The organism is Actinomycetes bacterium, from assembly GCA_035489715.1.
Lineage (GTDB): Bacteria > Actinomycetota > Actinomycetes > JACCUZ01 > JACCUZ01 > DATHAP01.
Map to the genome: position 1 here is coordinate 1 of DATHAP010000130.1, position 12,421 is coordinate 12,421.

General features: G+C 74.9%; 13 protein-coding genes. 1 reads left to right on the top strand and 12 read right to left on the bottom strand.

Annotation, left to right across the window (positions count from 1 at the left end):
* Nucleotides 1-115 precede the first annotated feature (115 nt).
* From VK640_10410 to ald, 3 genes are all read right to left on the bottom strand, one after another.
* Complete coding sequence (locus VK640_10410; protein HTE73596.1) at nt 116-742, bottom strand: hypothetical protein; 627 nt, start codon at nt 740-742, stop codon at nt 116-118.
* A gap of 99 nt (nt 743-841) precedes the next feature.
* Complete coding sequence (xerD, locus tag VK640_10415) at nt 842-1,765, bottom strand: site-specific tyrosine recombinase XerD (protein ID HTE73597.1); 924 nt, start codon at nt 1,763-1,765, stop codon at nt 842-844.
* A gap of 45 nt (nt 1,766-1,810) precedes the next feature.
* Entirely contained in the window at nt 1,811-2,929 is a 1,119-nt protein-coding gene (gene ald / locus VK640_10420) for an alanine dehydrogenase (GenBank protein HTE73598.1), read from the bottom strand.
* Between the two features lie 109 nt (nt 2,930-3,038).
* On the opposite strand from ald, the gene VK640_10425 reads away from it, so the two are divergent.
* Nucleotides 3,039-3,692: a hypothetical protein gene (locus VK640_10425; GenBank protein HTE73599.1), complete on the top strand. Its 654-nt coding sequence runs from the start codon at nt 3,039-3,041 to the stop codon at nt 3,690-3,692.
* Here the strand turns inward: VK640_10425 and VK640_10430 are convergent.
* The 9 genes from VK640_10430 to VK640_10470 form a co-directional block, all read right to left on the bottom strand.
* Nucleotides 3,671-3,853 (bottom strand): hypothetical protein, encoded by a 183-nt coding sequence (locus VK640_10430; GenBank protein ID HTE73600.1) that lies wholly within the window; start codon nt 3,851-3,853, stop codon nt 3,671-3,673. The genes VK640_10425 and VK640_10430 overlap by 22 nt on opposite strands.
* Nucleotides 3,854-3,907: 54 nt before the next feature.
* A complete protein-coding gene (locus VK640_10435) occupies nt 3,908-4,537 on the bottom strand; it encodes an NUDIX hydrolase (GenBank protein HTE73601.1) in 630 nt (209 codons plus the stop codon).
* Nucleotides 4,534-6,219 carry a CTP synthase gene (locus tag VK640_10440; protein ID HTE73602.1) on the bottom strand — a complete coding sequence of 562 codons (1,686 nt, stop codon included), beginning with the start codon at nt 6,217-6,219 and terminating at the stop codon, nt 4,534-4,536. The genes VK640_10435 and VK640_10440 overlap by 4 nt, the downstream gene beginning before the upstream one ends.
* Before the next feature lie 64 nt (nt 6,220-6,283).
* Nucleotides 6,284-7,231 (bottom strand): copper transporter, encoded by a 948-nt coding sequence (locus VK640_10445; protein HTE73603.1) that lies wholly within the window; start codon nt 7,229-7,231, stop codon nt 6,284-6,286.
* The gene (steA, locus tag VK640_10450) at nt 7,228-8,424 is read right to left on the bottom strand and encodes a putative cytokinetic ring protein SteA (protein HTE73604.1); all 1,197 of its coding nucleotides are present in this window, start codon (nt 8,422-8,424) and stop codon (nt 7,228-7,230) included. The genes VK640_10445 and steA overlap by 4 nt, the downstream gene beginning before the upstream one ends.
* Nucleotides 8,425-8,495: 71 nt before the next feature.
* Complete coding sequence (locus VK640_10455; GenBank protein HTE73605.1) at nt 8,496-10,307, bottom strand: DNA repair protein RecN; 1,812 nt, start codon at nt 10,305-10,307, stop codon at nt 8,496-8,498.
* Nucleotides 10,308-10,330: 23 nt separating this feature from the next.
* Nucleotides 10,331-11,251: an NAD kinase gene (locus VK640_10460; protein HTE73606.1), complete on the bottom strand. Its 921-nt coding sequence runs from the start codon at nt 11,249-11,251 to the stop codon at nt 10,331-10,333.
* 11 nt (nt 11,252-11,262) lie between these two features.
* A complete protein-coding gene (locus VK640_10465; GenBank protein ID HTE73607.1) occupies nt 11,263-12,066 on the bottom strand; it encodes a TlyA family RNA methyltransferase in 804 nt (267 codons plus the stop codon).
* On the bottom strand, nt 12,063-12,421 hold a 359-nt coding region (locus VK640_10470; protein HTE73608.1), incomplete at its 5' end, for a hypothetical protein. The genes VK640_10470 and VK640_10465, both read right to left, overlap by 4 nt.

The following is a 12,421-nucleotide window of genomic DNA, read 5'->3' on the forward strand; positions in this document are numbered from 1 at the left end:
CGACAGCGCGGACCACGACCTGGTCTGCCCGGCCGGACCCGCCGCGGCCAGCATGCCGGCGTTCTTCGCACCGGCACCCTGACCGCGGCGGTTCGCGAAGGAGTGGCGCTCTCCGTCAGATCCCCGCCGGGAAGACCCCGAAGTCCGCCAGCCATTCCTGGACGTCGGGGTTGTCGACCCGCTGCAGCCCGCCCAGGTAGCGGCAGCCGGACGTGTAGCCGTAGCTGGTGACCGTGACGACGTAGCCGTTCTTGAAGGACGGGCCGCCCGAGTCGCCGAAGCACAGCCGCCACCGCCGCGGATGTCGTGCTCGTTGCCGTTGGTCTGCAGGATCTGCGGCGTGAGCTTCTGAGCCACCTCGTCGGTGTAGCGACGGATGCGTGCTGGCCGTGCCCCGGTACCAGCCGGTCGGCAGCGACTGGCCGGTCGTGTAGCCGGTCTTGCTGGTGCCGGTGGGCGGCGTGGCGTTGTCGTCCGGTGCCCGCGGGACGTCCGACGGGGCAGCGTCGTCGGTGAGCAGCTTGAAGCTGACGATCGTCCTGCCGACCGTGCCATGCGTACAGTGCGCCGCCGTGAGGAGGACTGTCGGCGTGACGAGTGTGGCGCTGCACCGCCAGCGGCCCTCGGCGTCGTAGTAGGCGATCATGCCGACGTTCGAGTAGGTGCCGTTCGAGTCGATGGTGCCGCCGGTGATGGCCGCCGCCGGGAGCGCTGCGTAGAGGCCGATCGTGAGTACTGCCATGAGTGCCATCAGAGCGCGTCGCGCAGGTGAGGTCGTCATCGAGGATCTGCCGACACCCGTATGGGCGAACCAAGACGACCCAAGACGACCCAGCGTCACTCAGCGCGCACGGGGGTGCGCGGTGGCATAGACCTCACGCAGCCGGTCGACGGTCACCAGCGTGTAGACCTGAGTGGTGGTCACCGAGGCGTGACCGAGAAGCTCCTGGACGACCCGCACGTCCGCGCCGCCGTCGAGCAGGTGGGTGGCGAAGGAGTGCCGCAGGGTGTGCGGCGAGACGTTCCGGGTGACGCCGGCCCGCCGGGCGGCGGCCCGCAGCGCGGTCCACGCGCTCTGCCGGGAGAGCCGGCCGCCGCGCGAGTTGAGGAACAGCGCCGGCGACCCCTTGCCGGCAGCAGCCAGCGCGGGCCGGGCGCGGACCAGGTAGGCCTGGACGGCCTCGCGGGCGTAGGACCCGACCGGCACCACGCGCTCCTTGCTGCCCTTGCCGACCAGCCGCACGACGCCCTGCTCGAGGTCGAGCTCGTCCAGGTCGAGCCCGACCGCCTCGGAGATCCGGGCCCCGCAGCCGTAGAGCAGCTCGAGCAGCGCCCGGTCACGGACCGCGCGCGGCGTCTCCTCCGCGCCGGCGGCCTCGAGCAGCGCGGCCACCTCCTCGACCGAGATCGCCTTGGGCAGCCGCTTGGGCGGGGGCGGCGGGCGGATGCCCCGGGCGACGTCGGTGGTGACAACCCGGTCGCGCAGCAGGAAGCGGTGGAAGCCGCGGACCGCCACCACCGCCCGGCCGGACGAGGTCGCAGCGAGCGGGGGGTGCTCCTCGTCGCCCTCCCGCAGCGAGACCAGGAAGGACGACACGTGCGCCTCCGTCACGTCCTGCGGCTCGGTCACTCCCGCGGCCGCGAGGTGCGAGAGATAGCGCCGCAGGTCGTGGCGGTAGGACGCCAGGGTGTTGGGCGCCAGGCCGCGCTCGACTGTGAGGTGGTCGAGGTAGCCGCGCAGCGCCGACCCCAGCCCCGACGTCACGACGTCGCCGTCATGCCGGCATGCCGTTATGCCGTCATCGGGTCGTCAACTGGCGAGCACCTCGTCGAGCGGCAGCACCTCGGTGCCGTGCGCCTCGGCGACCGGCCCGTAGGTGATCCGGCCGTCGTACGTGTTCAGGCCGAGCGCCAGAGCCTTGTCGCGGCGGAGCGCGTCGCGCCAGCCCCGGTTGGCCAGCTCGACGGCGTACGGCAGCGTGACGTTGGTCAGGGCGTACGTCGACGTGTGCGGCACCGCGCCGGGCATGTTGGCCACGCAGTAGAAGACCGAGTCGTGGACCCTGTAGGTCGGGTCGGCGTGGGTCGTCGGCCGCGAGTCCTCGAAGCAGCCGCCTTGGTCGATCGAGATGTCGACGAGTACCGACCCGGGACGCATCCGCGACACCAGCTCGTTGCTGACCAGGGTCGGCGCCTTGGCGCCGGGCACCAGGACCGCGCCGATGACCAGGTCGGCGTCGAGGCAGGCACGCTCGATCTCATAGGTGTTGGAGGCGACCGTCTGCATGTGGCCCTGGTAGATGCGGTCCATCTCGCGCAGCCGCTGGATGTTGCGGTCGAGCAGCAGCACCTCGGCCTGCATGCCGAGGGCGATGGCCGCGGCGTTCATCCCGGACACGCCCGCCCCGATCACCACCACCTTGGCTGCATAGACGCCGGAGACGCCGCCCATGAGGATCCCGCGGCCGCCCTCGGCGCGCATGAGGGTGTGCGCGCCGACCTGGGGGGCGAGCCGGCCGGCCACCTCGGACATCGGCGCGAGCAGCGGCAGAGAGCGGTCCGGCATCTCGACGGTCTCGTAGGCGATGCCGGTGACCTTGCGGTCGACCAGGGCGTCGGTGCACGCCTTCGAGGCCGCGAGGTGGAGGTAGGTGAAGAGGGTCTGACCCTCCCGCATCCGGCCGTACTCCTCCTCTATGGGCTCCTTGACCTTGAGCACCAGGTCACCGGTGCCCCACACGTCGTCGGCCGTGGTGAGGATCGTGGCGCCGGCCGAGACGAAGTCCGCGTCAGGGATCGACGAGCCGACCCCCGCCTCCTTCTCGATGAAGACGTCGTGCCCGTTGCGGACCAGCTCGTGCACCCCCGCAGGGGTGATGGCGACGCGGTACTCGTGGTTCTTGACCTCGCGAGGGATGCCGACCTTCACGGATATCCAGTCCCTTCGACCGGCTCGGCCGGCCGTCGCTGCCGACCTCGTTGTCGGCGCCCGGGAGTCTAGGACAACGGGCGGGAGCCGGGGCTGGGAAGGTGAGCGGATGAAGCTGTACGCCGACCGGCCGGCCCGCGTGGTCCGGCAGCTGCTGGGTGACGTCCTGGTCGTGCTGCTGGTCTACGCCAGCGTCCGGCTGGGCATGGCCGCCAACGACCGGGTAGCGGCCCTGGCAGGGCCGGGCCGGGAGGCGGAGGCCACCGCGCGCGACGTCGACGGCCGGATGCGCGACGCGGCCGGCCAGGTCGGCGACGCCCCGTTGGTGGGCGGGACACTGGCCAAGCCCTTCGAGTCGCTCGCCGAGGCGAGCGCCGCGCTGGCGGACTCGGCCCGGGCCTACCAGGACACGGTGGCCGACGTGGCCAGGTTGACCGGTTTCGTCCTGGCCGGCGCGCCGATCCTGCTGCTGCTGGTGGTCTGGCTGACCCTGCGCCTCGGCTGGGTCGTCGAGGCCTCGGCGGCCACCCGCCTGAGGCGGACCGGGACGGCCGGGGCGGAGCTGCTGGCCGTGCGGGCCATGGTCAGCCAGCCGCTGCGCCGGCTGGCGGGGGTGGACCCGGCGGTCATCACCGGCTGGCGCGCGGGCGACCCGGCCGCAGTCGAAGCCCTGGCCGCGCTCGAGCTGCGCTCCCTGGGTCTCCTGTCACCGCCGCCTGCGCCGCCCGGGCCGCAGGTGGGTCAGCGTCCCGGGACGTCGTGAGCGAGGTCGTAGCCGTAGTCCCCGCTGTAGCCGGCCGTCGCGGTCGGCACCACGACCGGGTCCGGCGCCCGGGCGGGTGCGCGCAACGTGGGGTCGACCTCGTGCGCCAGGTCGTACTCGAGGTCCTCCGACGGCAACCACGGCCGCTGCGGCTCGCTCATCCCCCCACTGTGCGCCTCGGCCCGCCCGACACGCCAGAACTGCCGGGCGCCGACTCAGGCCCGGCCGGGTGAGCGCTCCGGCCACGGCGCGTCGGCCGGCCGCAGGGTGGCCCAGCCGGTGTCCCGCGCGGCACACGCCGCCAGGATCCCGTTGACCGCCGTCGGGTTGTGCAGCCGCCCGGCGAGCACCAGGTCGCGGGCCTCGTCCAGCGGCACCCAGACGGCCGCCATGTCGCGCTCCTCGTCCGCACGCTCGTGCCGCTCGTCCTCCGGCACCGCGGACAGCCCCCTGGCCAGGTAGCAGCGGAACGACTCGGTGCTCCCGCCCGGCGAGTTGAAGAAGTCGACCAGCACGTGCCAGTCGCCGGCGAGCAGGTCTGCCTCCTCGGCCAGCTCCCGCATGGCCGTCACCAGGGCGTCCTCCCCCGGCACGTCGAGCAGCCCGGCCGGCGGCTCCCACAGGTAGTGCCCGACCGGGTGACGGTACTGCCGGAGGAGCAGCACCCGCTCGTCGTCGTCCAGCGCCACCACCCCCACCGCGCCGGTGTGCACCAGGACCTCGCGGGTCACCACCCCGTGCCCGAGGTCGACCCGGTCGCGCCGGACGTCCCACACCAGGCCGTCGTGCACCTGCTCGCTCTCGAGCACCGGGAGGTCGGCCGGCTCGTCGTGGACGCCTGTCACGCGCTGGGTGCGCCGGCCGCGGTGAGGTCGACCGAGCCGACCTCGTCCGGGGCTTGTGCCGCGATCGCCGCGGCCACCAGGCCGGCGAACAGCGGGTGGGCGCGGGCCGGGCGGGACCGGAACTCCGGGTGGGCCTGGGTCGCGACGAAGTAGGGGTGCACGTCGCGGGGCAGCTCGACGTACTCGACCAGGCGCCCGTCCGGCGAGGTGCCCGAGAAGGCCAGGCCGGCCTCGGCCAGCTGGCCCCGGTAGGCGTTGTTCACCTCGTAGCGGTGCCGGTGCCGTTCCTCGGTGTAGGTGGCGCCGTAGGCCTCGGCGGCCACCGACCCCTCCGCGAGGTGCGCCGGGTAGAGCCCGAGCCGCATCGTGCCGCCCATGTCGCGCTCCCCCGCCACCACGTCGTGCTGGTCGGCCATCGTGGAGATGACCGGGTGGGTGGTGGCCTCGTCGAACTCCGTCGACCCGGCGTCCTCGAGGCCGGCGACGTGCCGGGCGTACTCGATGACCATGCACTGCAGGCCGAGGCACAGCCCGAGGGTCGGGATCCGGTGCTCGCGGGCATGGCGTACGGCGCCCAGCTTGCCCTCGATGCCGCGGACGCCGAAGCCGCCCGGGATGCAGACCGCGTCGACGCCCTCGAGCTGGCGCGCGGCGCCCTCGGGGGTCTGGCAGTCGTCCGAGGTGACCCAGCGGATCAGCACCTTGCAGTCGTTGGCGAAGCCGCCGGCCCGCAGCGCCTCGGACACCGACAGGTAGGCGTCCGGCAGGTCGATGTACTTGCCGACCAGGGCGACCGTCACCTGGTGGGTCGGCCGGTGCACCCGCCGCAACAGGTCGTCCCACTCGGTCCAGTCGACGTCGCGGAAGGGCAGGTTCAGCCGCCTGACGACGTACGCGTCGAGACCCTCGGCGTGCAGCACCTTGGGGATGTCGTAGATCGACGGCGCGTCCTTCGCCGCGACCACGGCCTCCTCGTCGACGTCGCACATCAGGGAGATCTTGCGCTTGACGTTGGGCGGGATGTCGCGGTCGGAGCGGCAGACGATGGCGTCCGGCTGGATGCCGATGGAGCGCAGGGCGGCGACAGAGTGCTGGGTCGGCTTGGTCTTGAGCTCGCCAGAGGGCCCGATGTAGGGCACCAGCGAGATGTGCAGGAAGAAGACGTTGTCGCGGCCGACGTCGTGGCGCACCTGACGGACCGCCTCGAGGAACGGCAGCGACTCGATGTCGCCGACGGTGCCGCCGATCTCGGTGATGACGACATCGACGTCGGGGCCCGCCATGTCGCGGATCCGCGCCTTGATCTCGTTGGTGATGTGCGGGATCACCTGCACGGTGTCGCCGAGGTACTCCCCTCGGCGCTCCTTGGCGATCACCGACGAGTAGACCTGGCCGGTGGTGACGTTGGCCGACCCGTGCAGGTCACGGTCGAGGAAGCGCTCGTAGTGCCCCACGTCGAGGTCGGTCTCGGCGCCGTCGTCGGTGACGAAGACCTCGCCGTGCTGGAACGGGTTCATCGTCCCGGGGTCCACGTTGAGGTACGGGTCGAGCTTCTGCATGGTGACCCGCAGCCCGCGGGAGCGCAGCAGGTGACCCAGCCCGGAGGCGGTCAGGCCCTTGCCGATCGAGGAGGCGACGCCCCCGGTCACGAAGATGTGCCTGGTGGTCGCCGGTGCGGCCAAGGGGGGCTCCCGTGGGTTCGAGTGCGGCAGACCGAGTGCTGCCCGTCCACGGGCTTCGAGGTTATCAGCCGTCGGCGGCGAGCGGCAGGACACGACGCGCCAGGGCACCCAGCCCGTAGTCGCCGGCCCGGCCGCCGACCTGCTCGGCCAGCGCCAGCACCAGCGCGGCGGACCCGACGGTGGTGCCGGCCGAGTCCACGGTGGAGACGCCGTCGAGGTCGGGCCGCTCCGCCTTCCGTACGTCCGACAGCAACCCGTCCGAGGCGTCTCCCGGACCGGTCAGCACGGCGCCGCGGCTCCCACGGTCCAGCGCTGCAAAGAGCCCGGACAGCGCAGGCGCCGACTCCGCGTCGTCGCCCGGCCCGGTGACCACGACGGCCAGCTCGGCCCGCCGCCCGGGTGTGCCGTCGAGGTGCACCGCCTGGAGCTCGTCGAGCCCCGCGAGCACCTCCGCGGCGTCGCGGTCCACCTCGTCGGTGGCCTCGCCGTCGCCCTCGTCACCCTCGGGGAGCCGGACCGTGGCCCGGGCGAGCACGGTGCCCACCCGCTCGATGGGCAGCGCGCCGTCGGGGAATTCCACGCCGGGCGGCACCAGCCGCAGGCTCAGGTCCTCGAGCGGCGACTGAGCCTTGGCCGGGTCCACGTAGGTATCGGTCAGCGTCAGCGTGGCTGTGACGGTGGCTCCGGCGTCCTCCAGCACGGCCGCCGTCGACCGGACGTCCGCCGTCCGCGCCCCCGGGGTGGCGACGAGCAGCACGCTTCGCCCGGCGACCCGGTCGGCGACCAGCGGCGCGGCCAGCGCGGCCGCCGCCCTCGCGTCCTGCTTCGCGGCCGCGGTGAGCGCAGCGGTGCGCTGCTCGAGCTCGGCCAGACGGTCGCGCAGCCGGTCGCTCGCTGCCGCCCGGTCGGCCGCTGCCTGCTCCGTGACCGGGCCCGCGCCGAGAACGACCCCGAGCAGCAGCGCCAGCCCGGCCGCCACGAGGGACAGCACGACGTGCCGGGCACCGGTCACGAGCCGCCCACCAGGTCGCTGACGGCCGACACGAACTCCTCGCGCCACTCGCCGACCGTGGTCGTGTCGCCGGCGAGCGCCACGGTGGCGACCAGGCCGCCCACCAGCGCGAGCAGCAGCAGCCACAGCGGCCAGGGGCGCGCGCGGCGGCGGTGCAGCTGCGCGACCGTCGCGGGGTCGACCAGCCGCGAGCCGACGGTCAGCCGGGTCAGGAAGGTCCCCGCCATGTCGGCCCGGCTGCGGTCGACGAAGTCGGCGAGGACCACGGAGGTGCCGACCCCGACCACCAGCGACGCCTCGCGGGCGTGCACCAGAAGCAGGGCGGCGTCCTCGGCGGAGCCGGTGACCGGGAAGACCACGGTGCGGGCGCCCAGGGCGTCGGCCCGGTCCAGCCCGGGCGCCTGCCCGGGCACGTCGATCCGGGCGGTGCGGTCGACCCGGACGACGACCTCCGGCCGGCCGACCAGCGCCTCCTCGACGACCCGCTCCGGGTTGCCGACGACGAGGTGCGGGGACAGCCCGGCGGCCAGCAGGGTGTCGGCCCCCTCGTCGACCCCGACGAGCACCGGGTGCGCCTCACGGATCCAGTGCCGGATCAGCCGCAGGTCCTCCGTGGCACCGGGCCCGGTGGAGACGACGACCACCGGGCGGCCGGCGATCTCGGTCTCGAGCTCGGGGAAGCCCTCGCCGTCGAGGAGCAGGTCGCGCTCCCGGCGCAGGTGCTCGACCGTGTTGTTGGCGAACGCCTCGAGCTGGTGGGTCAGCCCGGCGCGGGCGACCTCCATCTGGCGGGCGACCACGTCGGTGTCCAGGCGCTGGCCGGTGGCGACCGGCGTCTCTCCGCGGAAGAGCGTCTCGCCGTCCAGGCGCAGACGGTCGCCGTCGCCGACCAGGCGCATGACCTCGGCGCCGGCCCGGTCGAGCACCGGGATTCCGGCCTCGACGAGCACCTGCGGCCCGAGGTTGGGGTAGCGACCGCTGATGCTGGGCGCCGCGTTGACGACGGCCCCCACGCCGGCGGCGACCAGCAGCCGGGCGCTGCCGGCGTCGAGGTCGAGGTGCTCGACGACGGCGATGTCCCCAGGGCCGAGCCGCACCGTCAGCCGATCGGCAGTGGAGCCGACCCGGGCGGTGCCGTGGACCCCGGGCAGCGGCGCCTCGGTGCGGGCGCGACGGAGCGTGGCGAGGCGCATGGCCGCGATGCTGCCATGTGACAAGTGTGACTGGTGGGATTTGGCGGCGGCCGGGCGCGCCGTCCGGAGCGTCAGCCGGCCAGCTTGTCCTGCGCCGCCGCCGCGAGCAGCTCGCGGGCGTGCGCCCGGGCCGCCTTCGAGTCCTCCAGGCCGGCGAGCATCCGCGACAGCTCCTGCAGCCGGCCGGCCCGGTCCAGGGCGACGACGCCGCTGCGGGTGACGGTGCCGTCGTCGGCCTTGCGGACCACCAGGTGCTGGTCGGCGAAGGCGGCCACCTGCGGCAGGTGGGTCACGACGACGACCTGGGTGGTCCGGGCCAGGGCCGCCAGGCGACGGCCGACCTCGACGGCGGCCCGGCCGCCGACCCCGGCGTCGACCTCGTCGAAGACCAGCGTCGGCACCGGGTCGGCCCCCGCCAGCACCACCTCGACAGCCAGCATCACCCGGGACAGCTCGCCGCCGGAGGCCCCCCGCTGCAGCGGCCGGGACGGCGCGCCCGTGTGCGGCCGGAGCAGCACCTCGACGTCGTCAACGCCGGCCGGCCCGTAGGCCAGCAGGTGGCCGCGGACGGCGAGCCCGGCCGGCTCCTCGCCGGCCGCCGGGTCACCTGCCTCGGTCTGGGTCACCCGCACCTCGACCGCGGCGTTGGCCATGGCCAGCGCCGCCAGCTCGTCGGTCACCCGGGTCGAGAGCTCGGCGGCCGCCGCCGTCCGGGCCCGGGAGACCTGGCCGGCCAGGTCGCCGAGCTCGGCGAGCAGGGCGTCCCGCCGATCGCGCAGCGCGGTGACCCGGCCGTCGTCGCCGTCCAGCGCGGCCAGCCGGGCCGCCGCCCGCTCGGCCCAGGCGAGCACCTCGTCGGCGCCGTCAGCGGGGGCTGCGCCCTCGGCGCCCCCGGCTGCCGGGCGGTGCTCGGTCACGGCGGCCCCGACGTACTTGCGCACCAGCCTGGTCACCGCCGCGCGCCGCTCCTGCACCACCGCCAGCCGGGCCGGGTCGGTCTCGACGGCGGACGCGTAGGCCGAGACGTCGGCCCCGAGGTCGGCCAGCAGGTAGGAGAGCTCGCGCAGCCGCTCGACCAGCGCCAGCAGCGCGGGGTCGTCGACGCCGACCCCCTCCAGCGCGCCGCGCGCCGCCGCCACCAGCCCGGTCGCGTCCGGCGCGTCCAGCGCGGCCTCGTCGCCGACGAGGGCGGTGCGGGCCGCGTCGCCGGCCACCCGCAGCCCGTCGGCGTGACCGAGCCGGGCCTCCTCGACCGCCAGCGCCGCCGCCTCGCCGGGCTGGGGGCCGACCGCCTCGATCTCGTCGAGGCCGAACCGCAGGAGGTCGGCCTCCTGCGCCCGCTCTCGCGCCTGACTCGTGATCTCCACCAGCTCGGCGCGGACCGAGCGCAGCTCCTCGAACCGGTCTCGGTACGTCGCGAGGGGCTCGCCCACGGCGGCTCCGCCGAAGCTGTCCAGGGCAGCGCGCTGCCGCGCGGGCTGGAGCAGCCGCGACTGGTCGGACTGGCCGTGCACGGCGACGCACGAGTCGGCCAGCTCGGCCAGCGTGCCGGCCGGGACGCCGCGCCCACCGAGGTAGGCGCGCGAGCGGCCCTCGGCCGAGACGCTGCGGGCCAGCACGAGCACGTCCTCGTCCAGCTCGCCGCCGGCCTCGGCGGCGCGGGCCGCGACCGGCCCGAGCGGGTCGACCCGCACCCGGCCCTCGACCACCGCGCTCGCGACGCCGGCCCGGACCGCGCCGGGGTCGGCCCGGCCGCCGAAGAGCAGGCCGAGCCCGGTAACCACCATCGTCTTGCCGGCGCCGGTCTCGCCCGTCACCACGGTGAGCCCGGGCGCGAGCTCGAGCACGGCGTCGTCGATGACGCCGAGGCCGCTGATGCGCATCTCCTCGAGCACGGCTGCCGAGCCTAATGAAGGGGTCGGTCGGAAGCGGTGCGACGCGCGCCGCGCCAGCCCATGACCGGCAGGTCGAACTTCGCCACCAGGCGGTCGGTGAACGGAGCGCTGTGCAGCCGGGCCAGCCGCACCGGCTTGTCACCGCGGCGCGCCTCGATCCGGGCTCCGCTGGGCAGCTCGGCCGCCCGCCGGCCGTCGCACCAGAGCACGCCGGCACCGTCGCTGCGCGGGACCACCTCGACCGCCAGCACCGAGTCCGGAGCCACGACCAGCGGCCGCGAGAACAGGGCGTGCGCACTGATCGGCACCATGAGCAGGGCGGCGACCTCGGGCCACACGACCGGGCCGCCGGCCGAGAACGCGTAGGCCGTCGAGCCGGTCGGCGTCGCGAGCACGACCCCGTCGCAGCCCCAGCGCGACAACGGGCGTCCGTCCACCTCGACGACGACCTCGAGCATCCGCTCCCGGCTGGCCTTCTCGACCGAGGCCTCGTTGACAGCCCAGTTGCGGGCGACCACGGCGCCGTCCACCGTCACCGTGACGTCCAGGGTCATCCGCTCCTCGACCGTGTAGTCCTGGGCGACGACCCGGTCGACGGTGTCGTCGATGCGGTCCGGCTCGGCCTCCGCGAGGAAGCCCACGTGGCCGAGGTTGACCCCGAGCAGGGGGACCCGGGTGCCGCGGGCGATCTCTGCCGCACGCAGGAGGGTCCCGTCGCCGCCGAAGACGACGACCAGCTCGCAGTCGGCCGCCGGGTCCTCGTCCGGGCCGACCGCTCGGACGCCCGGCAGGCGCGGCTCCGGCGCCTCCTCGGCGAGGACGCGCACGCCGACCCCCGCGGCCGTGAGCCGCTGCGCAGCCCCCCGTACCGCGGCCCGGGCCTCCTCGCGGCCGGTGTGCCCGACGAAGAGCACCTGGCGAGCTGACGGCACGGTGCCCCCCGTCACTGCGGACCCGCTGCGACGGCTCGCTCGAGCTCGGCCGGGTCCAGGGCCGGGGCGCCGCGCCGCAGCCACAGGAAGTACTCGACGTTGCCGGCGGGGCCGGGCAGCGGGCTCGCGGCCACACCGGCGACTCCGAGCCCGAGCCCGGGCGCGCCGGCCGCGACCCCGGCCACCGCGGCGGCACGCTGGGCCGGCTCGCGCACCACGCCACCGGCACCGAGCGCCTCGCGACCGACCTCGAACTGCGGCTTCACCATCACCACCAGGTCTCCGTCGGGGCCGGTCACCCCGGCCAGCGCAGGCAGCACCAGCCGCAGGCTGATGAAGGACAGGTCGGCCACCACGAGGTCGACCGGGCCGCCGACCATGGCCGGCTCGATCTCGCGCACGTTGGTCCGGTCGAGCACGGTGACCCGGTCGTCCGTCTGCAGCGACCAGGCCAGCTGCCCGTAGCCGACGTCCACGCAGACCACCGAGAGGGCGCCGCGGCGCAGCAGCACGTCGGTGAACCCCCCGGTCGACGCCCCGGCGTCCATCGCCCGGCGCCCCTCGACCGTGAGGCCGGCCCCGGCGAAGGCGTCGAGCGCGCCGGCCAGCTTGTGCCCGCCCCGGGAGACGTAGGTCTCCCCCGTCGGCTCGTCCACGACGATCGGCTCGGCAGGGGTCACCTGGGTGGCCGGCTTGACCGCCGTACGGCCGGGTACCCGCACCCGGCCGGCGGCGACCAGCTGCGCGGCCTGCTCGCGGGACCGGGCCAGGCCGCGCCGGACCAGCTCCGCGTCCAGCCGGGCGCGTCGGGTCATCCCCCGTCGGACCTGTCCTGCTGGGCGTCGCCGAGGGTCTCCTGCAGCACCCGGTGCACCTGCTCGTAGACCTCGACGTGCTCCTCGGGCGGGCTGTCGCCCAGCTCCTCGAGGCGGCGGACAGCGGCCGCGACCCGGAGGTCGCCGGGGGCCGACGGGCCGGACGGGACGTCCTCATGCATCGGGGTCCCGTCCACCGGCTGCTCGTCGTACACCGGCTGCTCGTCCACCGGCTGCTCGTCCGCCGGCGCCTCGTCCGCAGGCGCCTCGTCCACCGGCTGCTCGTCCACCGGCTGCTCGTCCACCGGCTGCTCGTCCACCGGCTGCTCGTCCACCGGCTGCTCGTCCACCGGCT

Bases quoted from the DNA above. Each gene is read 5' to 3' on its own strand.
- VK640_10455 (HTE73605.1), bottom strand. From the start codon at position 10,307: ATGCGCATCAGCGGCCTCGGCGTCATCGACGACGCCGTGCTCGAGCTC.
- VK640_10430 (HTE73600.1), bottom strand. From the start codon at position 3,853: ATGAGCGAGCCGCAGCGGCCGTGGTTGCCGTCGGAGGACCTCGAGTAC.
- VK640_10410 (HTE73596.1), bottom strand. From the start codon at position 742: ATGGCAGTACTCACGATCGGCCTCTACGCAGCGCTCCCGGCGGCGGCC.
- VK640_10465 (HTE73607.1), bottom strand. From the start codon at position 12,066: ATGACCCGACGCGCCCGGCTGGACGCGGAGCTGGTCCGGCGCGGCCTG.
- VK640_10425 (HTE73599.1), top strand. From the start codon at position 3,039: ATGAAGCTGTACGCCGACCGGCCGGCCCGCGTGGTCCGGCAGCTGCTG.
- steA (HTE73604.1), bottom strand. From the start codon at position 8,424: ATGCGCCTCGCCACGCTCCGTCGCGCCCGCACCGAGGCGCCGCTGCCC.